This window comes from Arthrobacter sp. M71 S08, from assembly GCF_059089725.1.
On the sequence record NZ_JBNHEY010000002.1, the window covers coordinates 543,595 to 569,463 of the forward strand.

Sequence of the window (25,869 nt, forward strand, 5' to 3'; positions counted from 1 at the left end):
GGACGCTCGATCAGCAGGTTAATTGACGACGGTCCGCGTTGCTTGCAGCTTCTGGGAGGCAGCGTCGGATAGCTTGGAAGACATGCCTATCTGGTCAAGATCAGGCCGTGAGGCCGCAGGGAAGAGGACAACCGTGCCAGTGCAGGAAGCCGGGGACTCCGCTGAAGATTTCCTGATTCCGTGGCTGCGCAGACTGGGACCGCACGCGGGAACCGATACTCTGCTGCACTTCACGCCTTCGCGTTCCAACAGCATCGATCTCACGCATGCGCACCCGTCGGGTCTCGCGCAGCTTCTGGCCGGCCGGCGGACGCGCCTGTCCACGCTGCTACGGGATCCCGACCAGTACGCTGCCGCCATGAAGGCCGCCCGCCTTCTCCGCGCGAAGGTCTACGAACTCGCCACCGAACGCGGGATCGACGTCGGCTACCTTGCCGCGGGTACCGCTTCCTGGCGCACCATGGACGACGGCGGCCGCACCGACTCGCTGACCGCGCCCGTCCTGCTGACATCAGTCTCACTAACGGTGCACAGTTCGCAGGACGATTACGAGCTGCAGCTGACGGAGCATGCCCGTCTCAACCCGGCGCTGGTGCGCACGCTGCACAAGGATCACGGCATCGATTTCGATCCCGACGCCGTTGCACAGCTTGCCTACAGCACCGCGCGCTTCGATCCGCATCCCGTGCTCGACCGTCTCCGCGCGCTTACCGACAACGTTCGTGGCATGACCATCGAGCACCACATCCTTGTCTCGACCTTCGCGGACCTCGCCGACGTGGGCGTTGACACTGCGGTGCGCCCGGAGCACCCGCTGCTGTCTGCTCTGATGGATGCTGCGCGCGAGGGTATCGATGCACCCTCGGGTGCGCAGGCGCCGTCGCGGGATACGCCCCTTGATGACAGACACCCATCCACCGAGTTCCTGATCCTCGATGCTGATCCAGGCCAGCAGAGGGTTCTCGACGCCGTGGCCGCCGGCGGCTCCGTCGTAGTGTCCGCTCCTCCCGGAACCGGTCAGACACAGACCGCGCTGAACGCAGCAGCGGCGCTTGCGGAACAGGGCAAGAGCGTCCTCGTCGTGGCCGAGCGTCGCGGGACCCTGAACCAGTTCGTGCAGGAACTCGATGCGCTCAACCTCGGCTCACTCGTGCTGCAACTGAATGCCAACGGCAACCCCGCGCAGTTGAAGGACCAGCTGGTCCGTGCCATTGTCCGCAACGAGAAAGCCGTGGAGCCCACACTGGCGTCGCTGCACGAGACGCTCGTTTCGCACCGCCACAAGCTGCTTGAACATGTCCGCTCGCTGCACAACGTACGGTCGCGCTGGGGCTGCTCTCCCTATCAGGCAATGCAGTCCCTCGCCGAGCTGACGTCCCTGAATCCCGCTCCCGCCACGACCGTACGGCTCAAGCGCAGCGTCATGGACAGCATCCCGAACAGGACGGAACTGACCACACGGCTCCGTCGTGCGGCTGAACTCGGCGGCTTCAGCAAGGAAGCGACACAGAGCCCCTGGTTCGGCGCCAACCTGCGCAACCGCAAGGAAACCGAACACGCTCACAGCCTTACGGTCGACCTGTCCAGGGACATTCCGTTGCTGCGTGAGAAGGTTCGAGCTGTAGCGGAGCACTCGCACATCGAACTCGGAACCACATTCGAGGAGTGGGGTGCGCAGCTGGACCTGCTGGTTGCTGTGCGCGCCAGCCTCGACAAGTTCACACCGGACATCTTCGACCGGCCGGTCACGGACCTTATTTCGGCAACTGCGCCCTCATCGTGGCGGCGGGAGCGCACCATCGAGATGAGTTCGATGAGCCGGTCGCGCCTCCGCAGGGTAGCGAAGGAGTACGTCCGCCCCGGGGTCCACATTTCCGACCTTCACCAGTCCCTCGTCGAGGTGCAGGAGCAGCGCACCCTGTGGACCAAGTACGCGACCACAGAGCGCCATCCCTCGGTGCCCACAGGGCTGGCAGAGATCAACAGTTTCTACCGCACGATCGACTCCAAACTGAAGGAGCTCACGTCCATCCTGGCCGGTACTCCAGGGGAGCTCGAGCTCGTCTCGATCCCGCTGGATGAGCTGGTTCTCCGTCTCTCTGACCTGGCACGCGACAAGCAGAGCCTTGCGACTCTTCCCGAGCGCACGCTGCTGCTCGACGAAATGCGCGAGAACGGTCTCGGGGAACTGCTGGACGACCTCGCAGCACGTGAGGTGGGTGCCCGCCAGGTCGGGGGAGAGCTTGAGCTGGCGTGGTGGCAGTCCGCCCTCGAAGCGATGATCAGCGGGGACGATTACCTCGCCATGTCCGACGGCGCGAGCCTACGCACCCTCGAGGCCGAGTACCGGCTTGCCGACAACGCACATATTGCCTCCGGTGCGAGCCGGATCCGGTGGGCCCTCGCGGAGCGTTGGCGGGCGGCGCTGGAGACCATGCCGGCCGAGGCCGAGCAACTGCGCGGCCTGTTGCGGGAGGGCGAGCCCGGGTTGGACGCCCTCAGCGTTCAGGCCGATGAACTGGTCACAGCGCTGATGCCGGTGTGGGCAGCGAGCCCGCTGGTCCTGCCGCTGGTGCTCCCTGAGGACAAGACCTTCGACGCCGTGATAGTGCTCGACGCAGAATCCATTTCCCTGCAGTCGGTGGTCCCGGCGCTGGCCCGTTCCCGCCAGGTCATTGCCTTCGGTGATGACCGCCTCGGTGGACCGCGCAGCTTCACCGTGTCGGTCGAGGACGAGCGCCGCAACACGCCGGAACACCTTCCGAGCGCCTACCGGGCGCTGGCGGCGGTCCTGCCGTCACTGGCGCTGCGGGATGTCTACCGCGGAGTGGACAAGGGGCTCGTCACCTTCCTCAGCGAGCGTTTCTACGAGAACGAGCTTTCACGCCTGCCCTCCGGGGCAGAGATCACCGGCACGGAGCGCGCCTTCACTGTCGAGTACCTCCCCAACGGAACCGGCATGCCGAGCTCGGATCACGATGGTGTTGAGAGCGTCGCCGCTGAGGTCACCCGCGTCGTCGATCTGGTCTTTGAACACATCCGGCAGCGGCCGAGCTATTCACTCGCGGTGGTCACGGCAAGCGCACGTCACGCGCAGCGGGTAGGCGAGGCCGTCCGGCTCTCCATGGCTGATGCCCCGTGGGCGGCAGACTTCTTCAAGCCGGGCAACGAGTCGTTCCGGGTGGTTACCATCGACCGCGCCGCCGGGTTGACGCGGGACTCCGTGATCTTCTCTCTGGGATTCGGGAGGACGCCGCACGGACGGGCCCTGCACAATTTCGGTCCACTCTCGGCTCCGGACGGCCGCGGCAAGTTTGTGGCCGCCATGACCCGTGCACGGTACCGGCTGCATGTTCTCACGTGCTTCCGTCCCGAGGACCTGGATCCTGAGCGGTTGGGGCACGGCGCGCTGGACTTCTATGAGCTGCTGCGCCGGGAGCTCTCCGGGGACGCCGAGCAAACCCGGGTTGCCCCGGTGGAGTCCGAGAACGAGGACCCGCTGGTTGCGGACCTGGTGGAACGGCTGCGCCATCGCGGTGCCACCGTGCACAGCAATTACGACGGCGTGCTGGACATCGTCGCGGCCTTCGTCTCCGGTGACGGTTCCGGCGCGGACGGCAGTACGCCCTTTCTGCAGCCTGTGGCCATTGAGTCCGACGGCTCGGATCGGTACCGCGGCCTGACCGTGAGGGAGCGGAGCAGGTTGCGCCCGCAGCTCCTTGAACGGATGGGCTGGCGTTACATGCCGCTGTGGACCATTGAAGTATTCACTGATCCGGAAGGCTGCGCCGACCGCATATCGGGATATCTTGGTCTTCAACATACTGACCGGCCGAATCCGCGCCGGACTGCACAGGAGCCACCTGCAGGAAACGGGAAGACGATGGGATCGGAAGCAGAGAACAGCCGGCCGAATGAAGAAGACCGGATGGATGACCGCCCCGCTGATGAAGCGGTTGAAGGCACATCCGGCGAGACTGCCGAGCCGGCTGAGGCGCAGGCCCCGGCAGTAGCCCAGCCGAGCTCAGAGGCCACCACGAGTACGGCCCCGCACGGCGACGTCCTTCCCCAGCGTGCGGCTGAGGATGACCCGCGGTCCTGGAATGATCAGGATGGCGACAACGATGAGTGGCTGAAGGAACAGAAGCCTCCACACTGGAGCTAGCAGTTCACTCCTGGCTGCTTGCTGCAGTGAGTACAAGGTGAACCTGGCCGGCGCTTGATGCGCCGGCCAGTGCCGCCGCCTCGTCGGGACTCGCCGCTACGACCACCAGGCCGCCTTCCGCTCCTGACGCCGGCGCGAACGGTCCGGCACCCGGCTGCTCCGACGTCCACAGCACCGGTAGTCCACGGGCCAACACAGTGTTCTTCGCAGAAACCTCAAAGCCGTTGCCGGTACTGAGCACCACATCGACGCGCTGCCCTGCCGAGAGTAGCTGCACCGTGGATGCGTCAGCCGGGCGGAGAGGAACGGCTACTGTGCCCTCCGGGCTTCCGGCAAGAAGACCGGCGCCCACAAAAAAGTTCTGAGCCAGGACATCGCCCTCATAGACGGGAGTAGCCAGCTGCTGTCCGGCCACCAGCTCGGGTGACGCGAACGAGTGCTCGGGCACAGCGGCCTCGGGAAGATCGACGATGGCGAGGTGATCGGCGGTGAGTACCGCTCCCACGGGCAGATCCGAAGACGCAGCGACTACCCGCACGGTTATGGGCTCGTGTGGGAGGAGCGCCTCGACGGCCACTCCGGCTGCAGCGCATAAAAGACCGGCGGCCAGAAGGCGCCTTTTCCGGAAGATAAAGGCTCGAAACCGACTCTGCAGGCGATTCGGAGCGTTGGACGCTTCACTCATGGATCCAACGATATGAACCCGGCTACGGCAGCATCGTGGGAGATGGCCATATGTGGAAAAACCGCCCCCGGAGAACCGGTCGTGCAGGACAACCGGTCCTCCGGGACGGAAGGTGCTTTTGAGCGGGTGCGGCGTTAGGCCGAAGCAGCAGCAGGGGCCGTCGTTCCGCTGGAGGACGCAGCCGAAGACGAGGCGGCTTTGCCGTCCGAGCCGGACGGGTTCGATGAGGGCTTCGCAGGCGAGCTGCTGCCGGTCTCGACTGACGACGACGCCGAGCGGGAGTCCGTGCGGTAGAAGCCGGACCCTTTGAAGACGACACCCACGCTGTTGAACTTCTTGCGCAGTAGGCCCTCACATTCGGGGCAGACCGTCAGCGAGTCATCCGAAAATGACTGCTGGACATCGAAGGCGTGGCCGCAGTCCCTGCAAGCGTAAGCATATGTCGGCATGGACAATCCTCCTGTGGGAACGCTGTTCGTCGGCGGTCTCGTCGTCCCGGTTTCCCAGGATTTGGCACTCGACCCATCCGAGTGCCAATTCTACACTGCTTCCGCCGCTTATGATGAATGATCGCCGGGCGCACGGTGCAGACCGGACGGCGTGAAGGCGCCGTGCAGCGGCATGTCGAGAGGCGTGGTTTCGACATCGCCGGCAGGAAGGATTTCCTCGTCATACAGATAGCCGAGCCTTTCGACGTCGGGCTGTTCGAGAACCAGCTGCGCGAGGAACCGGTCGTAGTATCCGCCACCCTGGCCGATTCTGTTCCCCAGCACATCCATGGCCAGCCCGGGCACCAGCACCAGTCGGAACGGCACCAGCGCCGTGAATTGCTTTCGTTCGCCAACCGGCTCCCATAGGGGAGCCCTGGGGCTTTTCGCCAGCTCGACACCCGGCTCCCAGCGCACCCAACTCAGCTGGTAGAGCGGTTCACACACCGGTACGACGACGTCGTACCCCGCCTCGATGAGGGCAGGGAGCAGATGGCCGGTGCCGGGCTCCGGACCGTCTGAGAGATAGGCCGCGATAGGCCCCGTTTTGCTTGCAGGCGCAGCCCTCAGCCAGGCGAGCACCTGGTCGCGCAGTGCTGCTGCAGCTGCCCGCCGGTCATGATCGGGAAGGGCACGACGCCTATCCCGCAGTGTGCGGCGAAGGTCTTCCTTGATCGACGAAGGGCTCGTTGAGGGCATCGACGATTGCACGCAGGGATCCATGGTGGCACTGTACAGGGCGTGAGGGGCGTAGCGCTTTCATCGAAATAGCAGCCGATTCTGTAGTGTTGTGGCATGACTGAGCGACCAAGAGTTAACAAGGCCGTCATTCCCGCAGCCGGCCTGGGGACCAGGTTCCTGCCGGCCACCAAGGCAATGCCGAAGGAAATGCTTCCGGTTGTGGACCGGCCGGCCATTCAGTATGTGGTCGAGGAAGCCGTCGGTGCCGGCATCAATGACATTTTGATGATTACCGGACGTAACAAGAGGTCGCTTGAGGACCACTTCGACCGGGTGCCGTTCATCGAGCAAACACTCGAAGCGAAGGGTGATTTCGAGAAGCTTGAGTCCGTGCGCCGTGCCTCCGAACTCGGTGATATCCACTACCTCCGCCAGGGGGACCCAAAGGGCCTCGGGCACGCGGTGCTGCGCGCAAAGCTCCATGTCGGCTCTGAGCCATTCGCCGTCCTGCTCGGCGATGACCTGATCGACGAGCGCGATGTTCTGCTTGAGACCATGATCGATGTCCAGGCCAGAACCGGCGGGTCAGTGATTGCCCTGATCGAGGTTGATCCGGATCAGATCAGCGCGTACGGCTGTGCAGACATCTCCTCGCTCGACGGTGAGGAATACGTCCGCGTCAACAAGCTCGTCGAAAAGCCGTCCGCCGAGGAAGCCCCGTCCAACCTGGCGGTCATCGGGCGTTATGTCCTGCATCCCCGGGTCTTCGATGTCCTGGAAGAGACCGGTCCGGGACGCGGCGGCGAGATCCAGCTGACCGACGCACTGCAGACGCTGGCAGCGGCAGATGGCGAGGGTTCCGGCGTGTACGGTGTCGTTTTCCGCGGCCGGCGGTATGACACCGGGGACAAGCTGAGCTACCTGAAGGCAGTGGTGACGCTCTCCTCCGAGCGCGAGGATCTTGGTCCTGACCTGAGGAAGTGGCTGCAGGAGTTCACCGGCTCCTTCGACGGCTAACTACTGACATGTGGGGTCGGTTCGCCTGGCCGGTCACCCTCGAGACCGGCAATCTCATCCTTCGTCCGCTCCGGCATCGCGACAAGCACGAATGGATGGAACTGCGTCACCGCAACCTCGAGTGGCTCTCGCCCTGGGAGGCGTCCAACCCAGCGGCCGGTGGTTACCTGCCCACGTACCACGAGATGGTGCGCGCCCTGAACTCCCAGGTGCGTTCCGCCAGCGCATTGCCGTTCGTGATCGCCGAGCGACCCGAGAGCGGCGGCCGGCCGGCCATGGTCGGCCAGCTCACCGTGTCCGGGATTGTCTGGGGTTCCGCGCTGACGGCAACGCTCGGGTACTGGGTGGCCAAGGAGCGGGCGGGCAGGGGGATCGCACCCACGGCGGTGGCCCTCGCAACGGACTATTGCTTCTGGGAGCTCGGTCTGCACCGTATGGAGATCAACATTCGGCCGGAGAACACTGCAAGCCTCCGGGTTGTCCGGAAGCTGGGGTTCCGGGACGAGGGTATCCGCAAGGACTACCTCCATATCGCGGGTTCGTGGGCGGACCATAGATCCTTTGCGCTTACAGCCGATGAGGTTCCCGGCGGCCTCCTTAGACGGTGGCAGGAGACTGCACCGCGGCTCTAGCCAAAGTTCTCGACTTCGCGTCGGACACACCGTAGTGAATGAGGGAGCAAAGGCGCATCTGCTCTAACGTTTTGTAAGTGGACTTCTCTCTGAACAGCTCAGTTGTACTGGCGGCTATCGTCGGGCTCTGGCTCATTTGGGTTGCTCCGTATCTGCTGCGGAGCCGACAGCCTTTCCCCGTCGCCGGCGCCGCACACATCGCCTTTCCAGCCACCTCATCCGGGGACGCCGTGTTCCGAAGGAGCGTCATGACCATGTCCGCCGCCGACGATTCCCGGGCCGCCTCCGGACCAGCAACCACCGGTCAGGCAGGTGGAGGATCAACGAGGGTGCCGGGCTCCGCCCCGAGCCTCAGGATCCGGTGGGACCGGCTCTCAATCGCGCTTGTGGGTGCAGTTGCGCTGGCCACGGCGCTGGTCACGTCGGTGTTTGCCGTCGTCGGGCTGGTTTCTTCAATCGTCCCGGTGATCGCGCTTGTCCTTGCCATTGCAAGCGTCGCGGTGTTGCGCACACTCGCACTGCGCGACCGGTCACCCGCGCCGCAGCGGGCCCCTGCCTCAACGGAGGAGTCCGTCTCACCGTCGGCCGAGGAGGCTCCGGTGGTACGCCGTCCCACCACCCTCTTCAACGCCGAGGATGCCGAGGACAGCAGCCCGGAAGAAGAGAACAAGGACGACGCCGCGGACGCCCCGGTTGCCGCACCCCAGTTCACCGCGGCTGAGTTGCGGGCTGCGGCGCTTGCCGTTGCTGCCGAAGCAGGCGAGAAGCCCGTCACCGGTACACCCTGGCAGCCTGTGGATGTGCCCAAGCCTACGTACGTTGAGGCTCCGAAGGCTGACCGGGAAGATCCGGCCCCGCTGGATCTGCCGGAGGCACCCAAGCCCCAGACAAGGACGCCGATCAAGAACAGCGCCGTGGCGCCGAAGGTCGAGACGGCTTCTGCGCCCCGGATGAACCTGGACGACATCCTGCAGCGTCGCCGCGCGTAGCCCCACGCACGCAGTGTCTGAGGCGGACGAGCTCGCCCTGCTCGAAGGGTCTGCCATCGCCCCGGCACTCGCCGCAGCAGCGGTCCAACTCATCGGTCCGCTGCAACAGTGGTCACTGGGGAGCCTCCATCATCGCCCCGGTGCAGGAGTCACGGGAATCTACGAGGTGCAGTGCCTTACGCCGAACGGCCCCTTGACCGGGTTCCTGTGCGTCACCACGAGGACCGTGGAGGGTGAATTTCCCCGCTCCATGCGATTCCGCGGCCCTGAAGGGACAGCGCTTCTGGCGTGGAGCCATCCCCATGATCCACTGCTGCCTGCGCTGGAATGGGCGTGCGATGCCCGATCCGTTGGTCCGGAACTCTTCGGAGTCCCCGCCGCCATGCTCACCACCCTCGGTTATCGGCCCATGAGGCGGGCTGTACTGCGGGCCGAGGGCGCAGGGGAGACCCGCTATATGAAGGTACTGCCGAGTGGCCGTGCCGCAGCCCTGCGCCGCCGGCACGAGCTGCTGTATGAAGAGAAGATCCCTGTTCCGCAACCGGTCGGGTCTACGGATCGGAATGTCGTCGTCACCCTGCCGGCGTCTGGAACACCGCTTGCCCAGCGATTGATGCTGAACGGCGCATGGGAGCTCGAACCGCAGGTTCTGGTCGATTTGCTCGAGCGTTTCCCGCAGGCGGCGCGCGAGCTGCCGGCAAGACTGCCCTGGTCCGCACGGGTCCGCGACTACGCGAGGGCTGCTGTCGCTGCGCTTCCCTCGGAATCAGTGCGGATTACCGCGCTCGCTTCGCGGGTAGAAGAACTTATCCGGACGGCGCCTGCCGGACCGGTGGTCGCGACGCACGGCGACTTCTATGAGGGGAACCTCCTTGTCGCCGGCGGCGAAGTCACAGGCGTACTCGATCTTGACGGCGTGGGTCCCGGGCATATGGTGGACGATTTGGGATGCTTTCTTGCCCACCTTGCAGTCCTGCCCAGCGTCGACGACCGCTATCACCACGCTCCGGCCGCGGTGACCCGGTTTCAACGGGCATTTGAAGAGCGGGTGGATCCCTCGGCGCTGCGGGCCCGGGCTGCGGGAGTGGCGCTGACGCTCATCGCGGGGGCGAGAAACTCAGGACAGAACCAGTCCGACGACGGCTGGCGGGCTGGTGCACGCACCCGGCTGCTGGTGGCCGAAAGCTTCCTGACGCGAGGAGCCGGCCAGGCCGATTGAGGGCTTGAGGCCTTAGTCTTCGGTCAGCCTTCGGACTGCTGCTTGCCCTGCGACTTCTCGGCCAGCAACCGGTCAAGAAGGGGTTCCACGCGGTAGGGAATGTGCTCGTGCAGTGCCAGCACCGTTTCCGTCCGGATCACACCCTTGATGCGCAGGATCGACCGAAGGGCCGACTGCAGGTGATGCGTATCCTTCGCAGCGACACGGCACCAGACGTCGCCCCTGCCCGAGATCTCATGGACTTCAAGTACTTGCTCCAGCGTGCGCAGCGCTGAGATGACACCGTCCAGTTCCCGGTGCGTGACCTCAATCGTGACGAATGCGACGACGTCGTATTCCAGGCGTGCGAGGTCGAGTTCCCGTCCGCTCGGGCGGAGAAGACCCGACCGAAACAGCCGCTGCATCCTCGCCTGCGCGGTGTTGCGTGCCATGCCAAGCGTCTCGCTGAGCTGGCTGACCTGCGAGCGCGGGTCGCGGACAAGCTCGCGCAGAAGACGAATGTCTGTTCGGTCCAACATACACATCTCCTCGTTCAGCTCATCGGGGAGTCGGATCTCCCGCGAAAATTGAGCACGATGATCAGGCGAGGCCAGATCGGACTTCCACACTAACCCGCAGACTGCACCATGAATAGTAAGAGTGGTAAGTATCTCCGGAAGGTGAGCATGAGCGTCATCAGTGAATTGCGAATGCGGCCTGCCCCCGTGCAGTCTCCCCGCTGGGATGCCTCAGTCCGCACCCGGTTGGGTCTCGCCGTCGTCGTGATGGCCACCCTGCTCGTGGGAGCGAATCTCGCGACTCCGCTCTACCCGCTCATTCGCGCCGATCTTGGTCTCAGTGCTTTCGATACGACGGCAGCCTTCGCTGCGTACGTCTTCACTCTCGTTGCCGGGCTGCTCCTGGTTGGCCACTGGTCGGACCATATCGGGCGGCGCGCGGCGCTCGTTCTCGCGGTTCTGACCGGTGTGCTCGGAGCCGTGGTTTTTGGCAGTGCAACATCGCTTCCGATGCTGGTGCTCGGCCGTTGCCTCCAGGGTGCGGCAGTAGCGTGCGCGACCGGCGCCAGTTCTGCTGCATTGCGCGACCTGTTGCCTCTCCGTCCAGAGTGGGCATCACGCTTCACGCTTGTCGCCTCGGCCGGGGGAGTCGCGGCGGGACCGATCGTGGGTGGGCTGCTGTCACTGCTGCCCGAACCGACCCGGCTCCCGTTCGCGCTTTATGCGGTCTTCCTGGGGCTGCTTCTGATTCCGCTGGTACTGCTCGATGCCCGACCGGCGAGCAAACCGGCGCCACCGGTCCGGCCGCTGTCCGCGTTGAAGCCGCGCCGTCCCGCGGTGTCCCGAACTGCCCGCAGGGCGTTCTGGTCTGCGGCGATCGTTGGCTTCCTCAGTTTCGCAGTATTCGGTTTCTCGCTCAGCCTTGCGCCGACGTACCTCACGGGGATGGCCGGCGAATTGAGCCGGCCGCTCGTGGGTCTGTTTTCCGGACTGGTGCTGGCGGCTTCGGCGGCAAGCCAGCTGTTCCCGCAGAACAGTGCACGTCCCACGAAGCCGGGTGTGTCCGGCCTGCTCGTAATGGCCGGCGGTGTAGCGCTCATTCCGGTGGCGGGCAGTGCCGGCAGCGTACCGCTCCTCCTTGCTGCCCTGATTATCGCGGGGGCAGGCCAGGGGGTTGCCTTCCGCACCGTTTTCAATGCGGTGGCGCAGCAGGTCGAAGGATCCCAGCATGCACAAATCATCAGCACCGTCTACGTAATCACCTACCTCGGAAGTGCTGTTCCTGTGCTCGGGCTGGGTCTGGCGGCGGATGCCCTCGGCCTCACCGCAGCGGTCGCGGTCTTCGCCATGATGGTTGCTGTGGCGTGCGTAGTCATAGCCATTGTCCTCTGGCGGGGTGCCGCCACGAGGCGCTGAACAAGTGCAAAGAACGGTTTGCAAATAAACTCTTGCAAAGAAATCTTTGCAAGCGTATCCTGCCTGTATGGAGTCAGCAAAGCCCAACGATCGCACCGTCGATATCAACGCGCTGAAGGCGCTGGCGCATCCACTCAGGATCCAGCTCCTCAATGCGTTGTCACAGTTCGGGCCGCAGACTGCCAGTGCGCTCGCTGCCCGGCTCGGGGAATCGAGCGGTTCCACCAGCTACCACCTGAGACAGTTGGCCAGGCATGAGCTGGTTCGCGAACTGGAAGGTCGGGGATCAGCGCGCGAGCGCTGGTGGGAGCGTCCACCCGGGGCCCTCAACCTCTACTCCAGTGAGATGGCACAAGATCCGGCGACACGGGACGTCGCGGCCATAGTCAATCGGGAGTTCAGCCACAACCGGGCTGCACTCCTTGAGGACTACATGGAACGCGGCCCGCTCGTCCTGCCCGAGGAGTGGCTTGATGCCTCAGTCATTTCAACCATCAACGCGCGGCTCACAGCAGTTCAGCTGGCTGAACTGTCCAGTGAGCTGATGCGCCTGGCACGCGACCTCTTCGAAAAGTACCGCCCGGACGGAGTCGATTCGCCGGACGCCAAGGCGGTACAGATCCACCTCAACACTTTCCCGATCATCCAGGGCCAGTTTCCTGAGCCCACTTCCCGAAAAGAGCACATCACATGACAACGCTCACCAGCCTCTGCCCACCGGTCCGACCCTCCGGGTTAGACGCCCTGCTCATCGTCGTTGGCCGCTGGCTTGTCACTACGGGCGAGCGGCTCGCCGCCCAGGAACACGCCATGATCAACCGCAGCGCCTACGAGGACCGGCTCCGCGACGGCGTGGCGCTGCGCCATTCGGGACTCTGGCCCTAATCGGAACCGGGAAGCAGTCCCGCATTGCCTTCCATGCGATTGAAAACCAGCGTTGTCTCCGTATGCCCCACAACCGGGTCCGTGGTGAGGTAGTCCAGGACCCAGTCCCTCAACGCTTCCGTGTCCGCAACCGCGAGATGGATGAGGTAGTCCACCGAGCCGGAGACGTGGAACGTAGCCACCACTTCGGGCAGGGCGGGCACCCGTGAGGTGAACCTGTCAATTTCCTCGCGGTTGTGGCCCTTCAGCTGTACGGAGATCAGCGCCTGTACTGCACGCCCGATCGAAGCCAGGTTCAGCTCGGCGTGATAGCCGGTGATGACCCCGCGCTCCGTGAGTTGACGTGTTCTCAGCAACGCCGTGGAGGGCGCAACGCCCACCTTTTCGGCAAGCTGCGCATTGGTGATCCGCGCGTCTGCCAGCAGTTCCTGGACGATTCGACGGTCCACCGGATCAAGTCCGTCCGGTTTGCCACTGTTCGCCATGCGGGTGCTCCTGCTTCGCTGGTGTCCTGCCTGCGGGATTCCTCCAGCCTACCGGCGGGTGCGTAACCTTGTGCTCATGCCAAACGTTCCGCATGGGAATACATCGAAGCGCGATCCCGCGAACCCGGACAGCGCACACGGCGCCGCAGCGTCGGAGGGGGCCGTTACCGACGTCGTCGGTCTTGATATCGGCGGCACCAAGACCCACGGGGTGCGCTGGAGTGCGGGGGAAGTGGTTGCCGAAGCGAAGAGCGGGAGCGCCAATGTCCAGAACGTCACGCCGGACGAAGCTGACCGGAACCTCGCGGAGCTCTTCTCCGCGCTGGGCGGTGAGGTAGGCCGCGTGGTGGCTGGGTCCGGCGGTGTGGATACCGACGAGGACGCCGACGCCCTGCGCCGGTTGATCGGCCGGCAAGCGCCGAACGCCCGGATAGACGTAGTCCATGACACGCGCCTGATACTCGCCGCCGGCGCTGCTTCAACAGGCATTGCGGTGATCGCAGGCACCGGATCTGTGGCCTGGGGAGTGGACAGCGAAGGTCGCCAGGCACGTTCCGGAGGCTGGGGATATCTGCTCGGCGACGAGGGCAGCGGCTACTGGGTGGGAAGGGAAGCGGTGCGGGCCACCCTCCATCGCTTCAACCGCGCGGAGCCGCTTGGCATTCTGGGTGAGTCTGTCCTGCAGGCCAACGGGGTGCAGCGCCCTGAAGAACTCATCGCCCACTTCCACGGAACATCCGGCAGGCGCTACTGGGCCGGGCAGGCACATCTGGTCTTCGAGGCGGCCGAGGCAGGAGACGACGTCGCACAGCGGATCATCGCAGACGGCGCACACCATCTGTGCGGGCTGGTAAACGACGTCGCGTCTGTTCTCGGAATCAATGGACCCGTCATCATCGGCGGCGGTCTTGCTGTTCACCGGCTGAAACTGCAGGAACTTCTGATCGGGGGGCTGGCCCAGGACGGATTCGACGAGGTGCGGTTCCTCAGAGCAGATCCTGTCCACGGCGTGCACTACCTGTTGCAAACCGGCGCGCTGTAACCAGCGGCGCCGTCACCGCCTGGAAAATCGGTAGGGGATCGCGCACCCGCGCAGCCCGTCCCATCGGAGCCGAAAACTACCTCCTGGTCCCCATCTAGACTGGGGTTCATGGCGCAGGAGTGGGATACCCGGGTAGGTGCGTACGCCGTCGTCGTGCGGGATGGAATGATCCTGCTGGCGCACTGGAATGAGCATAGCAGGGCCGGTTGGACCCTGCCCGGTGGCGGGCTTGAGCTGGGGGAGGATGCCCCGGCCGCCGCAGTCCGTGAGGTGCTGGAGGAGACCGGCTACGTCGTTGAACTCGATGAGCTCCTGGGGGTGGACAGCGTGCACATCCGTCCTGAGGACCGCCTGAACCGATCCGGCCGACCCCTGCATGCGTTGCGGATCGTCTACCGTGCGCATGCCGTCTCGGGCGAGCTCGTCCATGAACTGGACGGATCCACTGATGAGGCGGCGTGGATACCCCTCGCTGACGTGCCCTCTCTGAGCCGCGTTGACCTCGTGGATAAAGCGATCCGCCTCTCTTACCAAAGCCCCAGCCGGGCGCTACTATAAAACTCTTCTGTTTCGAGACCGGGATGACCGGGCCCTCGATCTGATCGCCTGTGGCACTGAAGGAGGTGACGTTATGAAAACGGTTCTTGTTGCTGCGCCCTGCCCAACAACTGCACGCCAGACAACTCCCTTCATAACCCTTGCCTCCCGCCTGCGATCACTCTGATCCCGTTCTCTGCACCGCGCGGGAGGCCCTGCCTGAGGACTACCCTTGAACACTCTTGCCGAGTACGGCTTTACCGACCGCATCCGCGGTCTTTTCTCCCGCTCTTTTCCATCGACCGTCCCAACATCTGAAAACAAGCCTCCGGAGCCCGCACGCGTAGTCCGCGCCGACCGCGGACGGGTTCTGGTCACCACGTGCAGCGGGCCGCTGCACGTGGACACCGACGGCACAGTTGTGACCGGCGACTGGGTGGCGCTGGCACGCAACAACGACGACGGCACCTCGCCGCCCTCCGTCGTCGGCGTCCTACCGCGCTACTCGACCCTGCAGCGCAAGAAAGCGCACGATCCACTGTCCGAACCCCAGGTCCTCGGCGCCAACATCGACCTGGTCGGGGTGGTGGTCCCGATCGACCGTCCACTCTCGGCCAACCGGCTGGAGCGAACACTGGTTGCCGCCTGGGACTCCGGCGCGGTGCCGATCGTCATCATGACAAAAGCCGATCTGAGCAGCAGGTTCGATGAGGTGGTGGCGCAGACCGTCGAGCGTGCCCGCGTTGTGGAAGTCTTCACCACGTCCGCCGAGGCCGGTGACGGCCTGGACGCACTGCGCGAGCGGATCGGTACCGGGAACACGCTGGCACTGATCGGCCCGTCCGGGGCGGGCAAATCGACTCTGATCAACGCGCTCGCCGGGTTCCACGCCCAGGGCACGGGAGAAGTGCGTGCCGGTGATGGAAAGGGGCGGCATACAACGACGGCGCGGGAACTCATTCCGCTCGGCGGCGGCTCCGTCCTCATGGACACCCCAGGCATGCGCGGGTTCGCGCTGTGGGATGCCGAGGAAGGACTGGAGGTGGTATTCGGCGATATAGAGGCACTGTTCGCAGGCTGCCGATTCAATGACTGCGCCCACGATGCCGAGCCGGGGTGCGCCGTTCGGGCAGCGCTCGACGCCGGCGAACTGGAGGAGCGACGCTGGCTCAGCTACCGCAAGATGCAGCGCGAGCTGGCCAGTCTTCACCGCCGGCAGAGCGTCGCGGAGCAGCGCCGGCACGGGCGGTCCTTCCACCGGATGGCGAAGGACGCGGTCATGGCCAAGGACTACCGCAACCGCTTCGCGGAGGGATGAAGAACAGGCCTGCGTGGGCTGCTCCGCCGGCCTGCGCTCGGGTGAACCGGTTCCGTGCTAACGATTCGAGACAAAGTTCTGGTCCGGGCCATACATCCGCTTGTGCGCAACGAACGCATAGCTAGACTCAACAAGACGATGGCCCCGCTGAGCGTTTCCAACCTGCCGGGCGCACAGGATCGCTGGGGACGGCCTCGGGCCGAGCCTGACGTCGATGAAAGGTATGGCTTCCATGACAGGCGAAACTTCGGGCCCCGCGGAGGGCAGCCCGGGACCCAAAGCGATGATTCAGTTCCGCAACGTCTCAAAGCACTATGGCGGCGGGGCGGCTGCCGTCGAGAATCTCAGCATGGACATCGACCGCGGAGCGATCACCGTCCTCGTGGGCCCTTCGGGCTGCGGCAAGACCACGTCCCTGCGCATGATCAACCGAATGGTGGATCCTACCTCCGGCTCTATCACCGTCGACGGTCAGGACATTGGTCGGCAGCGGGCTTCCGAGCTGCGGCGTTCCATGGGATACGTCATGCAGTCTTCCGGCCTGTTGCCACACCGCACCGTGCTGGACAACATCATGACCGTGCCAAGGCTGAATGGTGTGCCGAAGTCGACCGCGGCGAAGCGCGCGGTTGAACTCCTCGACGTCGTCGGGCTCGCCCAGGCGCTCGGGAAGCGGTACCCGGGACAGTTGTCGGGCGGTCAGCAGCAGCGTGTGGGCGTGGCGCGCGCGCTCGCGGCAGACCCACCGATCCTGTTGATGGACGAACCCTTCAGCGCCGTCGACCCGGTGGTGCGGCACGAGCTGCAGGAGGAACTGCTGCGGCTCCAGCGCGACCTCGCCAAGACCATTGTCTTCGTCACCCACGACATCGACGAGGCCACCGTGCTCGGTGACAAGGTCGCAGTCTTCGCGACGGGCGGCCGGCTGGCCCAGTACGCGGCGCCCGAAGAAATCCTGCGCGCTCCGGTAGACGATTTCGTGGCAGGCTTCGTCGGCAGGGACCGCGGTTTCCGCCGCCTGTCTTTCCAGCCCGGCGACAGCGTGCCCGTCCACCCGGTCGAGACCGTGAGGGTGAGCAGGCTCGGTGACCCGAGCGTCACAGTTGATTCCTCGTGGACGCTGGCAGTGGACGACGACGGACGTCCGCAGGGGTGGGTGCCGCAGGCCATGCGCCACAGCATCCGCTCGTCCGGCGACCTCGTGCCCGGCGGTTCACTCTACCGCCGCGGGGACTCGCTGCGCCGGGCCCTCGATGCCGCATTGTCGGCGCCATCCGGACTCGGCGTAACCGTCGACGACGACGGACGGGTGCTGGGTGTGGTGCAGGCAGCCGAGGTGCTTGAGCTCATCGAGGAAGCACGCCTGAACCGCGGTCGCGCCGACCACAACACGGCGGTCTGACGTGGAGTGGTTCATCGACAACTTCTCCTACATCGCGGAGCTGACGGGATACCACCTGATCCAGGCGATTCTGCCTCTGGTGTTCGGTGTTGCCATCGCCGTTCCCGTGGCGCAGACTGCAAGGCTCAGCAAACCGCTTGGGGGAGTCATCCTCACAACTTCCGCGCTGCTGTATACCGTGCCCTCGCTGGCGATGTTCGTCCTGCTTCCGCTGATTCTCGGCACGCGGGTCCTCGACATGGTCAACGTCATCGTCGCGCTGACTATCTACGCGGTCGCGCTGCTGGTTCGCTCAACCCTGGATGCACTCAACTCGATTGACGACGGCGTCCGGCAGGCTGCGGTAGCGATGGGGTTCACGCCGCTGCGCCGTTTCCTCACCGTGGATCTCCCGCTATCCGTTCCCGTCCTGTTCGCAGGCCTACGGGTCATTTCGGTGACCAACATATCGCTGGTCAGTGTGGGAGCCCTGATCGGCATACCGAGTCTCGGAACACTGTTCACGGACGGGCTGTTCCGATCCTTCCCGACGCCGATCGTGATCGGGATCGTGGTGACGCTGGTGCTGGCCCTGATCATGGACCTGCTGCTGGTGCTGCTGGAACGTGTGCTTACACCCTGGACGCGCACGGTGAAGACACCCGGTCCAATGGCCCTGACGAATGGCGCCAACCTCGCGGCTGACGCCTCACGGGCAGGAAACGTCACCTGATGAATTACTCGAGCAGCAATCTTCTTATCCAGATGTACGAGTGGCTTACCTTCCCACCGAACTGGAGTGGCGCCAGGGGAATCCCGGTCCGGATCGTCGAACACCTGGGCTATACCGGACTCACCATTCTGATCGCCGCGGCCATCGCAGTGCCGATCGGCATGTTGGTAGGACACACCGGCAGGGGCCGGATCGTCATAGTGTCGGGCGTCGGAATCCTGCGTGCGCTCCCTACACTCGGCATGCTGATTCTCTTCGTACTACTGGCGGGCCTCGGACTTATGCCGCCCATTTGGGCGCTCGTGCTCCTGGCAATTCCCCCCATCCTCGCGGGGGTATACGCAGGAATCTCCTCGGTGAACCCGGCGGTGGTGGACGCGGCCCGCAGCATGGGCATGACTGAACTGCAGGTGCTGTTCCGGGTTGAATTGCCTAATGGGCTACAGGTGATTCTCGGCGGTTTTCGAGCGGCTGTGCTGCAGGTCGTGGCAACCGCTGCCGTCGTCGCCTTCATCAACCTCGGAGGTTTGGGGGTCTTCCTTATCGAGGGCACCCAGCTGCGCGACAACGGACGCCTTTTCGGCGGCGCCGTGGTAATCGCCGTCGTCGCCATCGCCGTCGACAGCGTTATGGCGCTGCTTCAACGATTTGCGGTATCGCCGGGCCTGCGGACATCCCGCGTACCGGCGGAACCGACAAAGACCGGTGGGCAGGAAGCCCACGTCAGTTCACAAGGAGGAACACCATGATCACAACATCCACGCGCAGCTTCCGGCGCGGCATGCTCGGGATGACCGCCGGGTTGACCGTGGCGCTCGCCATGACGGCCTGCGGTGCGAATTCAGATCCGCAGGGCGGAACCGATACCGAGGCAACCGGGGGCAGCAGCAGCGGACCGCTGACTGTCGGCTCGGCCGACTTCCCCGAGAGCCAGATCATCGCCGAAATCTATGCCGGCGCGCTCAACGGAGCAGGCATCGAAGCTGACACCCAGCTCAACATAGGCTCGCGCGAGATCTACTTCACCGCCGTCGTCGACGGATCAGTCGATATTGTCCCTGACTACAGCGGCAATCTGCTCCTCTTCGCAGATCCGGAAGCGACCGCTGAATCGGCTGAAGACATCATGGCGGCGCTGCCCGACGCGCTGGCTGCCAACTCGCCGGACGCGAACCTGGGCGTGCTCGAAGCCTCGTCAGCTGAGAACAAGGACGCCATGGTGGTCACCGCTGCCACGGCCGAGGAGTATGGACTTGCCTCAATCGAGGACATGGCTGCCGTCTGTGACGAACTTGTCATCGGGGCGCCGAGCACATTCGCCGAGCGCGCCTACGGCCTGCCCGGTCTGGAGGAAAACTACGACTGCGTTCCCAAGTCCTTCGAGGCCATCAACGACGGCGGCGGTGCAGTGACGCTCGAAGCACTGCTGAACGACACCATTCAGGTCGCCGATATCTACACCACCACGCCGTCGATTGCCGATAACGACCTCGTAGTGCTGGAAGACCCTGCCAACAACTTCATCGCACAGCAGGTAGTCCCCCTCGTTAACCTGGACACCGTTGGCGAAGATGCGCGGGCAGTTCTCAATGAGGTTTCCAGCACGCTCACCACGGAGGACCTGATCGACCTCAACCGCGAAGTGAGCGGCGACGAAAAGCGCAACCCCGCCGACGCCGCTGCTGACTGGCTTGAGGAAAAGGGACTGGCCGGCGAGTAGCATCCTTCAGCCCGGGCCGGCACCGTTGCCTTGATCACAATGTGAGGGGGCGGGCCCGGGCTATGGCATTCTTTGTTAATGGCCGATTTCAAGCAATCAGACAAGCTGCATAACGTCCTCTACGACATCCGGGGGCCGCTGCTTGAGCATGCCAAGCGCATGGAAGCGGAAGGCCACCGCATCTTGAAGCTGAATATCGGCAATCCGGCGCCGTTCGGCTTCGAGGCGCCCGACGCAATCCTCGTCGACATGATCCGCCACCTCCCGAAGGCGCAGGGCTACAGCGATTCGCGCGGAATTTTTTCCGCGCGCACCGCAGTGGTCCAGTACTACCAGAGCCGCGAAATCCAGAACATCGATGTTGACGACGTCTACCTCGGGAACGGCGTCAGTGAGCTGATCACACTGTCCCTGCAGGCGCTTCTGAATAACGGGGAAGAGGTCCTGGTACCGACGCCGGACTACCCGCTCTGGACAGCATCAGTCAGTCTTGCCGGCGGAACCGCGGTGCATTACCTGTGTGACGAGAGCAATTCCTGGTGGCCGGACGTCGAGGACATCGAGTCCAAGATCAACCCGCAGACCCGCGGCATCGTACTCATCAACCCGAACAATCCCACGGGCGCCGTCTACCCCCGCTCGGTGATCGAGCAGATCGTGGACCTTGCCCGCCGCCACGACCTCATCATTTTCGCAGACGAGATCTACGAGAAGATCCTGTACGACGACGCAGTCCATGTGAACGCCGCGTCGGTAACCGGCGACGACGTCCTTTGCCTGACCTTCAGTGGATTGTCCAAGGCTTACCGCATCGCCGGTTTCCGTAGCGGCTGGATGGCCATCTCCGGACCCAAACATCGTGCTGCTGATTACATTGAGGGCATCAACCTGCTGGCGAACATGCGTCTTTGCGCGAACGTACCCGCGCAGCACGCCATTCAGACTGCTCTCGGCGGGTACCAGAGCATCAATGACCTCATCCTCCCGGGAGGACGGCTCCGGGAGCAGAGGGACAAGGCCTACGAGTTGCTCAACGCCATCCCGGGCGTCTCCTGTGAACTGGCGCAGGGTGCGTTGTATCTCTTTCCGCGGCTTGATCCGGAGGTCTATCCGATCAAGAACGATGAACAGTTCGCGCTGGACCTGCTCAAGCAGCAGAAGATTCTGATTTCGCACGGCACAGCGTTCAACTGGATCAACCCAGATCACTTCCGCATGGTTACCTTGCCGAGCGTGAAGGATATTGAGGACGCGATCGGTCGCCTGGCGGAGTTCCTCAGCACGTACAAGCCCTGATCGGCACCCTAAGCGCATCTCAACGAGGAGGACCAATGCACGTTGTTCCTGATTTCAGCGTTTCTCCCACCAAGTTGCTTCTCGCCGGGCCTGACATCGACCTCGCACTCATTGATCCTGCTTCCACTCCGGGTTTCGGCGGTGGGAAGCAGGACGGGAAAGCACGGCTCGCTACGGGCAGGAAGGATCTGTCCGAATTGCAGGAGAAACTCTTCGCGGAGAGCCGTTTCGGCAGTGCAATTTCTGTGCTGTTGATCCTGCAAGCCATGGACACCGCGGGCAAGGGGGGAATTGTCCGACACGTCGTTGGGGCGGTGGATCCGCAGGGGGTAGAGCATCACGCCTTCAAAGCGCCCACCGAGGAGGAGAAGAAGCACGACTTCCTCTGGCGGGTGCGGAAGGAGCTACCCGGCCCCGGAATGATCGGAGTTTTTGACCGTTCGCACTATGAGGACGTCCTGATCCACAGAGTACGTAAACTCGCCGAGCCGGCGGTTCTCGAGGAACGGTATGGGCAGATCCGGGAATTCGAGGCAGGTCTCCAGAATTCCGGAACCCGGGTGATCAAGGTCATGCTCCACCTGAGCAAGGACGAGCAGAAGGAACGCTTGGCGAAACGGCTGGAACGCAAGGACAAGCACTGGAAGTACAACCCGGGTGACCTAGCCGAGCGTGCCGTGTGGGATGAATACCAGCACGCCTACCAGATCGCCATCGAACAGACGAGCACCCCGGACGCGCCGTGGTTCGTGGTGCCCGCGGATCACAAATGGTACGCGCGGATAGCGGTCCAGCAGTTGCTGACCGACACCCTTGCCGAGATGCAGCTCAGCTGGCCGAAAGCCACGTTCGACGTGGCCGCCGAGAAGGCCAAACTCGCGGCTACATGATCTCAGTCCTGGGACGTGCCCTGAGGTTCGGCCTGGTCACGCGCTGCGGCGAGACGTTTCCGGGCTCCCTCGAGCCATTGTTCGCAGTGGTCGGCGAGGGCTTCGCCGCGCTCCCACAGTGCAAGGGACTGCTCAAGGCTCACACCACCCGCCTCCAACTGGCTGACTACCTTGACCAGTTGTTCGCGCGCCTCCTCATAGCTCAGCTCCGCCACTTCTGTGGCGGCAGGGGTGGCGTTTGTCGCGTTCTCGGTCATGTCTTGTCCTTACTCTGGGATGATCCCGGGATGGATTCCGATCGGGCGCTTAGTCTTCCGCCGGCAACCCGAATGGCCAACAGGGATTCGGGCGGCGCCTGGTCAGGGGTCCTCACCACTTCGCCGCGCTCGTTCTGAACCACCGCGTATCCGCGGTCGAGGGTGTTCTGCGGGGAGAGCGACCTCACGTGCGCGCGAAGGTGGGACACCCGGTCGGCTTCCCGGGCGACCGCGCCCTCTATTGCCATGGTGCTGCGGTTGCGGAGCCGTACCAGGTCATCCTGACGGACGCTGACCATTCCGGCGGGTTGGGCCAGGACGGGACGCGACCGCAGATGTGCCAGACGCTCGGTTTCGCGCGCCATGAGCTGGTCCACGCAGCGTGAAAGCTGCGCGCGCGCCTGGCGGATACGCTGCAGTTCTTCGGTGACGTCTGGCACGACCCGTTTCGCGGCGTCCGTCGGTGTGGACGCCCGAAGGTCCGCGACGTCGTCGAGCAATGGATGATCGGCCTCGTGGCCGATCGCGCTGACTACGGGGGTGGTGGCCACCGACACGGCCCGAACGAGGTCCTCGTTGCTGAACGCAAGAAGGTCCTCCAGGGACCCGCCGCCGCGGGCAATGATGATGACGTCAACGTCCGGCATCCGGTCAAGTTCCGCCAGTGCCGAGCGGATCTGTGAGACAGCGTTCACTCCCTGAACGGCGACCTCGCGAATTTCAAACTCCACGGCGGGCCAGCGCAGGCGTGCGTTCCGGAGAACGTCTTTTTCGGCGTCCGATTCGCGCCCCGTAATGAGCCCGATCCGATGCGGCAGAGCCGGAAGCGGACGCTTGCGGTGCGGCGCAAAGAGCCCTTCAGCTGCCAGCGCCTGGCGAAGACGTTCGATCCTCGCGAGCAGATCACCCAGACCGACGGGACGGATGTCCCACGCCTGCATCGACAGGCGTCCGGTCTTGACCCAGAAGTCCGCCTTCAGCCGGGCGACGACCCGGGAACCACGCTCCAGCGGCATAGCAAGACGGTCCATGACGCTGCCCCAAACGGTCAACGACAGGGATATTTCGGCGTCCACATCACGCAGGGTGACGAAGCACATTGTCCCCCGCTTATTGAGCTCGATGACCTGTCCTTCGACCCAGGCAGCAGGCGCCCGTTCGATGTGGGCCTTCAGCTTCTCGGAGAGCACGTGAAGCGGCCAGGGACGGTCAGCGGAAGTTTCAGCGGCCGTCTCCGGAAGGGTAGAGGGATCTCCTGGGACCGGCGGGTCAGCTGCGACCACGGTGCTCAGTTGCACGCCGTCGTGGTTCATTGGTTACCGCATCCTCCCGATATGGCCCTGCTCTACTGGTTAATGTCTATCAGGTGCCCCTGACATCGGCGGTACCGGATGTGCCGATGTGCAGGAGCAGACCACCGCGGGAAACGTGTGGCCAGTGTCCCGGCACAGGTACAAGTCCTGCAGGCATAATCGTAGGACCGTCAATCAAGGGAGGTGGAGCTGATGAGAACAGCCGGCTCGGCCTTCTTCGTCCTGTTTGCCTTGGTGCTCGGTGCTGTGGCCCTGCCCAGTGCCTGGCTCGCTTTCAACGTGGTCGCTGAAGACGGCTTTGTGGAACTCGCCGCACCTCTCGCCGATGACACGGAATTCACCGGCGCGCTCGCTGAAACCATGTCCGAAGAGGCAGCAGCCGGGGTCGAGCTGCCTTTTGGAATGACGGACATGGTCCAGCCCCTCCTGAAGGACCTGATGCAAGGCATCACAGAACAGCCCGAGTTCGATGAGGCGTGGCAGGAGACGCTCCGACGCTCGCATGCACTCAACTTCACGGAAGGGGAGCAGCCACCGATCGAGGCGGGTCCATCCCCACTTTTTGTTTTCGACGTAGCGCCGCTCGTAGAGTTGATGGCTGCAGAGATTGGCGGTCAATTGGGCACCGATGTCCCCGCATCCGAGCAGACGCTCGTGGAAGTCGGCGACACGGACCAGTTCGACATCGTGGATCGGGCAGAAACGGCCGCGGAGCTGTGGCCGGCGTTGACGATTGCCTCCGCGGTGGGTGCCCTGCTTGCGCTCGCACTGGCGCGCCGTCGTAGCACTACGCTCGCTTTCCTCGGTCTCGGAGTCCTGCTTGTCGGCGCCGGATGGTGGGTCACCGCCGGGTTCGCGCCGGAACTGGCGGACCAGGGCGCTGCGGGTGACCAAGTGGCGGTGACTTTCAGGGACGTGTTCATTGCGCGCGCAGCCAGCGACTTTCAGGAATGGTGCCTCGCCGCTTTGGCAGGCGGGATACTGCTGATGGTTGCAGGCATCGTAGGCAGGCTGTTGAGCGGTTCGCGCAAGTAGGTCACACCAACCCTTCTGGACCCTCGCACCCCTCGGCTCTGAGCGGACAGCTGTCCGCCCCCGCCGAACCGGCCTGTCCGGGCCGTTAGCATGGAGATATGTCCACCACAGCTGTATCGGTACCCATGCCCTTGGTGCCCCGCAAGCGTCGCTCACCGGAAGAAGTGCACGCCGTCGCGCCCGTTGCCGGACCGCGCAAGGTTCTCCTGGCTGCGCCGCGGGGGTACTGCGCGGGGGTTGACCGCGCAGTCATCGCTGTCGAGAAGGCACTGGCGCATTACGGCCCGCCAGTATACGTACGCAAGCAGATCGTCCATAACCTCCACGTGGTGTCAACGCTGGAAGAAAAGGGCGCGATCTTCGTTGAAGAAAACGACGAAGTTCCCGAGGGAGCACTTGTCGTGTTCTCTGCGCACGGCGTCTCCCCGGCAGTGGTTCGTTCTGCGGAGGAGCGGAATCTGCGGACCATCGACGCCACATGCCCGCTTGTCACTAAGGTCCACCGCGAGGCAGTGCGATTCGCACGGGACGATTTCGACATCCTGCTGATCGGTCACGACGGACACGAGGAAGTCGAGGGAACCGCCGGGGAAGCCCCCGACCATATCCAGATCGTGAACGGACCCGAAGATGTGGACAAGGTCACTGTCCGTGATCCCGACAGGGTGATCTGGCTCTCGCAGACCACACTCAGCGTTGATGAAACTATGGAGACGGTGGCGCTGCTGAAGGAGCGGTTTCCGACGCTGCAGGATCCTCCCAGCGACGACATCTGTTACGCCACCTCCAACCGGCAGGCGGCGATCAAGAAGATTGCACCCGACGCTGACCTCGTCATTGTGGTCGGGTCGGCCAACTCTTCCAACTCAGTGCGGCTGGTCGAAGTAGCGCTCGAGTACGGAGCATCGGCATCACATCGGGTGGATTTCGCCAACGAGGTGGACGAATCCTGGTTCGAAGGAGTTTCAACGGTTGGCGTCACGTCCGGCGCGTCCGTTCCTGAGAACCTGGTACAGGACGTTTTGAGGCTGCTCGCCGACTACGGATACGCAGACGTTGAAGAAGTGGTAACGGCTGAAGAGGACATCATCTTCTCGCTGCCGAAAGAAATCCGTGCGGCGCTCAAGGCCATGGGAGATCCCTCCAGCGGACTCGGCGGACGCGGGCAGCGCCCGACCTCCTGAACTA

At 64.1% G+C, this 25,869-nt stretch carries 26 protein-coding genes; 19 read left to right on the forward strand and 7 right to left on the reverse strand.

Going from position 1 to position 25,869, the window contains the following annotated elements:
- The first annotated feature begins 82 nt into the window (after positions 1-82).
- On the forward strand, positions 83-4,165 hold the full coding sequence (locus AC5RTB_RS06485; RefSeq protein ID WP_494060236.1) for a DUF4011 domain-containing protein: 4,083 nt from the start codon (positions 83-85) through the stop codon (positions 4,163-4,165).
- 4 nt (positions 4,166-4,169) lie between these two features.
- Here the strand turns inward: AC5RTB_RS06485 and cpaB are convergent, their stop codons facing one another.
- The 3 genes from cpaB to AC5RTB_RS06500 all read right to left on the reverse strand — a co-directional run bounded on the left by cpaB (position 4,170) and on the right by AC5RTB_RS06500 (position 6,061).
- Entirely contained in the window at positions 4,170-4,850 is a 681-nt protein-coding gene (gene cpaB / locus AC5RTB_RS06490) for a Flp pilus assembly protein CpaB (RefSeq protein WP_494060237.1), read from the reverse strand.
- Between the two features lie 134 nt (positions 4,851-4,984).
- Positions 4,985-5,299, reverse strand: a complete 315-nt coding sequence (locus AC5RTB_RS06495) for an FmdB family zinc ribbon protein (protein ID WP_494060238.1) — start codon at positions 5,297-5,299, stop codon at positions 4,985-4,987.
- A 108-nt stretch (positions 5,300-5,407) separates the two neighbouring features.
- Positions 5,408-6,061, reverse strand: coding sequence for a 5-formyltetrahydrofolate cyclo-ligase (locus AC5RTB_RS06500; RefSeq protein WP_494060239.1), 654 nt, complete (start codon positions 6,059-6,061; stop codon positions 5,408-5,410).
- Positions 6,062-6,133: 72 nt separating this feature from the next.
- On the opposite strand from AC5RTB_RS06500, the gene galU reads away from it, so the two are divergent.
- The 4 genes from galU (at position 6,134) to AC5RTB_RS06520 (ending at position 9,876) form a co-directional block, all read left to right on the forward strand.
- Complete coding sequence (galU, locus tag AC5RTB_RS06505) at positions 6,134-7,036, forward strand: UTP--glucose-1-phosphate uridylyltransferase GalU (RefSeq protein ID WP_494060240.1); 903 nt, start codon at positions 6,134-6,136, stop codon at positions 7,034-7,036.
- A gap of 8 nt (positions 7,037-7,044) precedes the next feature.
- The gene (locus AC5RTB_RS06510; RefSeq protein ID WP_494060241.1) at positions 7,045-7,668 is read left to right on the forward strand and encodes a GNAT family N-acetyltransferase; all 624 of its coding nucleotides are present in this window, start codon (positions 7,045-7,047) and stop codon (positions 7,666-7,668) included.
- A 77-nt stretch (positions 7,669-7,745) separates the two neighbouring features.
- Positions 7,746-8,657 (forward strand): hypothetical protein, encoded by a 912-nt coding sequence (locus AC5RTB_RS06515; protein WP_494060242.1) that lies wholly within the window; start codon positions 7,746-7,748, stop codon positions 8,655-8,657.
- Between the two features lie 13 nt (positions 8,658-8,670).
- A complete protein-coding gene (locus AC5RTB_RS06520) occupies positions 8,671-9,876 on the forward strand; it encodes a phosphotransferase (protein WP_494060243.1) in 1,206 nt (401 codons plus the stop codon).
- A 23-nt stretch (positions 9,877-9,899) separates the two neighbouring features.
- On the opposite strand, the gene AC5RTB_RS06525 is transcribed toward AC5RTB_RS06520, so the two are convergent.
- Complete coding sequence (locus AC5RTB_RS06525) at positions 9,900-10,400, reverse strand: Lrp/AsnC family transcriptional regulator (protein WP_494060244.1); 501 nt, start codon at positions 10,398-10,400, stop codon at positions 9,900-9,902.
- A 141-nt stretch (positions 10,401-10,541) separates the two neighbouring features.
- Between AC5RTB_RS06525 and AC5RTB_RS06530 the strand changes: the two genes are divergently transcribed.
- The 3 genes from AC5RTB_RS06530 to AC5RTB_RS06540 all read left to right on the forward strand — a co-directional run bounded on the left by AC5RTB_RS06530 (position 10,542) and on the right by AC5RTB_RS06540 (position 12,674).
- Positions 10,542-11,789 carry an MFS transporter gene (locus AC5RTB_RS06530; RefSeq protein ID WP_494060245.1) on the forward strand — a complete coding sequence of 416 codons (1,248 nt, stop codon included), beginning with the start codon at positions 10,542-10,544 and terminating at the stop codon, positions 11,787-11,789.
- Positions 11,790-11,856: 67 nt separating this feature from the next.
- Positions 11,857-12,483, forward strand: a complete 627-nt coding sequence (locus tag AC5RTB_RS06535) for an ArsR/SmtB family transcription factor (RefSeq protein ID WP_494060246.1) — start codon at positions 11,857-11,859, stop codon at positions 12,481-12,483.
- Positions 12,480-12,674, forward strand: coding sequence for a hypothetical protein (locus AC5RTB_RS06540; protein WP_494060247.1), 195 nt, complete (start codon positions 12,480-12,482; stop codon positions 12,672-12,674). The genes AC5RTB_RS06535 and AC5RTB_RS06540 overlap by 4 nt, the downstream gene beginning before the upstream one ends.
- Here AC5RTB_RS06540 and AC5RTB_RS06545 read toward each other — a convergent pair.
- Positions 12,671-13,159 (reverse strand): Lrp/AsnC family transcriptional regulator, encoded by a 489-nt coding sequence (locus AC5RTB_RS06545; protein ID WP_494060248.1) that lies wholly within the window; start codon positions 13,157-13,159, stop codon positions 12,671-12,673. The genes AC5RTB_RS06540 and AC5RTB_RS06545 overlap by 4 nt on opposite strands.
- A 76-nt stretch (positions 13,160-13,235) precedes the next feature.
- Between AC5RTB_RS06545 and AC5RTB_RS06550 the strand changes: the two genes are divergently transcribed.
- The 9 genes from AC5RTB_RS06550 to AC5RTB_RS06590 all read left to right on the forward strand — a co-directional run bounded on the left by AC5RTB_RS06550 (position 13,236) and on the right by AC5RTB_RS06590 (position 22,076).
- A complete protein-coding gene (locus AC5RTB_RS06550) occupies positions 13,236-14,201 on the forward strand; it encodes an N-acetylglucosamine kinase (RefSeq protein WP_494060249.1) in 966 nt (321 codons plus the stop codon).
- 108 nt (positions 14,202-14,309) lie between these two features.
- Positions 14,310-14,759 carry an NUDIX hydrolase gene (locus tag AC5RTB_RS06555; RefSeq protein WP_494060250.1) on the forward strand — a complete coding sequence of 150 codons (450 nt, stop codon included), beginning with the start codon at positions 14,310-14,312 and terminating at the stop codon, positions 14,757-14,759.
- A 211-nt stretch (positions 14,760-14,970) separates the two neighbouring features.
- Entirely contained in the window at positions 14,971-16,056 is a 1,086-nt protein-coding gene (gene rsgA / locus AC5RTB_RS06560) for a ribosome small subunit-dependent GTPase A (protein WP_494060251.1), read from the forward strand.
- 232 nt (positions 16,057-16,288) lie between these two features.
- A complete protein-coding gene (locus AC5RTB_RS06565; RefSeq protein WP_494060252.1) occupies positions 16,289-17,458 on the forward strand; it encodes an ABC transporter ATP-binding protein in 1,170 nt (389 codons plus the stop codon).
- 1 nt (position 17,459) lies between these two features.
- Positions 17,460-18,170 (forward strand): ABC transporter permease, encoded by a 711-nt coding sequence (locus tag AC5RTB_RS06570; protein WP_494060253.1) that lies wholly within the window; start codon positions 17,460-17,462, stop codon positions 18,168-18,170.
- Positions 18,170-18,919 carry an ABC transporter permease gene (locus tag AC5RTB_RS06575; RefSeq protein ID WP_494060254.1) on the forward strand — a complete coding sequence of 250 codons (750 nt, stop codon included), beginning with the start codon at positions 18,170-18,172 and terminating at the stop codon, positions 18,917-18,919. Before AC5RTB_RS06570 ends, AC5RTB_RS06575 begins: the two co-directional genes overlap by 1 nt.
- Positions 18,916-19,890: an ABC transporter substrate-binding protein gene (locus tag AC5RTB_RS06580; RefSeq protein ID WP_494060255.1), complete on the forward strand. Its 975-nt coding sequence runs from the start codon at positions 18,916-18,918 to the stop codon at positions 19,888-19,890. The genes AC5RTB_RS06575 and AC5RTB_RS06580 overlap by 4 nt, the downstream gene beginning before the upstream one ends.
- A gap of 78 nt (positions 19,891-19,968) precedes the next feature.
- Complete coding sequence (locus tag AC5RTB_RS06585; RefSeq protein ID WP_494060256.1) at positions 19,969-21,186, forward strand: pyridoxal phosphate-dependent aminotransferase; 1,218 nt, start codon at positions 19,969-19,971, stop codon at positions 21,184-21,186.
- A 35-nt stretch (positions 21,187-21,221) separates the two neighbouring features.
- Complete coding sequence (locus AC5RTB_RS06590) at positions 21,222-22,076, forward strand: polyphosphate kinase 2 family protein (RefSeq protein WP_494060257.1); 855 nt, start codon at positions 21,222-21,224, stop codon at positions 22,074-22,076.
- Positions 22,077-22,078: 2 nt separating this feature from the next.
- On the opposite strand, the gene AC5RTB_RS06595 is transcribed toward AC5RTB_RS06590, so the two are convergent.
- Together AC5RTB_RS06595 and xseA are read right to left on the reverse strand one after the other, a co-directional pair.
- A complete protein-coding gene (locus tag AC5RTB_RS06595) occupies positions 22,079-22,333 on the reverse strand; it encodes an exodeoxyribonuclease VII small subunit (RefSeq protein ID WP_494060258.1) in 255 nt (84 codons plus the stop codon).
- Positions 22,330-23,646, reverse strand: coding sequence for an exodeoxyribonuclease VII large subunit (gene xseA, locus AC5RTB_RS06600; RefSeq protein WP_494060259.1), 1,317 nt, complete (start codon positions 23,644-23,646; stop codon positions 22,330-22,332). The genes AC5RTB_RS06595 and xseA overlap by 4 nt, the downstream gene beginning before the upstream one ends.
- A 192-nt stretch (positions 23,647-23,838) precedes the next feature.
- On the opposite strand from xseA, the gene AC5RTB_RS06605 reads away from it, so the two are divergent.
- A complete protein-coding gene (locus AC5RTB_RS06605; RefSeq protein ID WP_494060260.1) occupies positions 23,839-24,681 on the forward strand; it encodes a hypothetical protein in 843 nt (280 codons plus the stop codon).
- 98 nt (positions 24,682-24,779) lie between these two features.
- Positions 24,780-25,865, forward strand: coding sequence for a 4-hydroxy-3-methylbut-2-enyl diphosphate reductase (locus AC5RTB_RS06610; RefSeq protein ID WP_494060261.1), 1,086 nt, complete (start codon positions 24,780-24,782; stop codon positions 25,863-25,865).
- The last annotated feature ends 4 nt before the right edge of the window (positions 25,866-25,869 follow it).

Coding starts and splice junctions, on each gene's coding strand:
- AC5RTB_RS06525 (WP_494060244.1), bottom strand. CDS start 10,400: ATGTGTATGTTGGACCGAACAGACATTCGTCTTCTGCGCGAGCTTGTC.
- AC5RTB_RS06585 (WP_494060256.1), top strand. CDS start 19,969: ATGGCCGATTTCAAGCAATCAGACAAGCTGCATAACGTCCTCTACGAC.
- AC5RTB_RS06595 (WP_494060258.1), bottom strand. CDS start 22,333: ATGACCGAGAACGCGACAAACGCCACCCCTGCCGCCACAGAAGTGGCG.
- AC5RTB_RS06590 (WP_494060257.1), top strand. CDS start 21,222: ATGCACGTTGTTCCTGATTTCAGCGTTTCTCCCACCAAGTTGCTTCTC.
- AC5RTB_RS06510 (WP_494060241.1), top strand. CDS start 7,045: ATGTGGGGTCGGTTCGCCTGGCCGGTCACCCTCGAGACCGGCAATCTC.
- AC5RTB_RS06500 (WP_494060239.1), bottom strand. CDS start 6,061: ATGGATCCCTGCGTGCAATCGTCGATGCCCTCAACGAGCCCTTCGTCG.
- AC5RTB_RS06550 (WP_494060249.1), top strand. CDS start 13,236: ATGCCAAACGTTCCGCATGGGAATACATCGAAGCGCGATCCCGCGAAC.
- AC5RTB_RS06580 (WP_494060255.1), top strand. CDS start 18,916: ATGATCACAACATCCACGCGCAGCTTCCGGCGCGGCATGCTCGGGATG.
- galU (WP_494060240.1), top strand. CDS start 6,134: ATGACTGAGCGACCAAGAGTTAACAAGGCCGTCATTCCCGCAGCCGGC.
- AC5RTB_RS06565 (WP_494060252.1), top strand. CDS start 16,289: ATGACAGGCGAAACTTCGGGCCCCGCGGAGGGCAGCCCGGGACCCAAA.
- AC5RTB_RS06485 (WP_494060236.1), top strand. CDS start 83: ATGCCTATCTGGTCAAGATCAGGCCGTGAGGCCGCAGGGAAGAGGACA.
- AC5RTB_RS06605 (WP_494060260.1), top strand. CDS start 23,839: ATGAGAACAGCCGGCTCGGCCTTCTTCGTCCTGTTTGCCTTGGTGCTC.
- AC5RTB_RS06530 (WP_494060245.1), top strand. CDS start 10,542: ATGAGCGTCATCAGTGAATTGCGAATGCGGCCTGCCCCCGTGCAGTCT.
- AC5RTB_RS06545 (WP_494060248.1), bottom strand. CDS start 13,159: ATGGCGAACAGTGGCAAACCGGACGGACTTGATCCGGTGGACCGTCGA.
- cpaB (WP_494060237.1), bottom strand. CDS start 4,850: ATGAGTGAAGCGTCCAACGCTCCGAATCGCCTGCAGAGTCGGTTTCGA.
- AC5RTB_RS06535 (WP_494060246.1), top strand. CDS start 11,857: ATGGAGTCAGCAAAGCCCAACGATCGCACCGTCGATATCAACGCGCTG.
- AC5RTB_RS06575 (WP_494060254.1), top strand. CDS start 18,170: ATGAATTACTCGAGCAGCAATCTTCTTATCCAGATGTACGAGTGGCTT.
- AC5RTB_RS06540 (WP_494060247.1), top strand. CDS start 12,480: ATGACAACGCTCACCAGCCTCTGCCCACCGGTCCGACCCTCCGGGTTA.
- AC5RTB_RS06495 (WP_494060238.1), bottom strand. CDS start 5,299: ATGCCGACATATGCTTACGCTTGCAGGGACTGCGGCCACGCCTTCGAT.
- xseA (WP_494060259.1), bottom strand. CDS start 23,646: ATGAACCACGACGGCGTGCAACTGAGCACCGTGGTCGCAGCTGACCCG.
- AC5RTB_RS06610 (WP_494060261.1), top strand. CDS start 24,780: ATGTCCACCACAGCTGTATCGGTACCCATGCCCTTGGTGCCCCGCAAG.
- AC5RTB_RS06555 (WP_494060250.1), top strand. CDS start 14,310: ATGGCGCAGGAGTGGGATACCCGGGTAGGTGCGTACGCCGTCGTCGTG.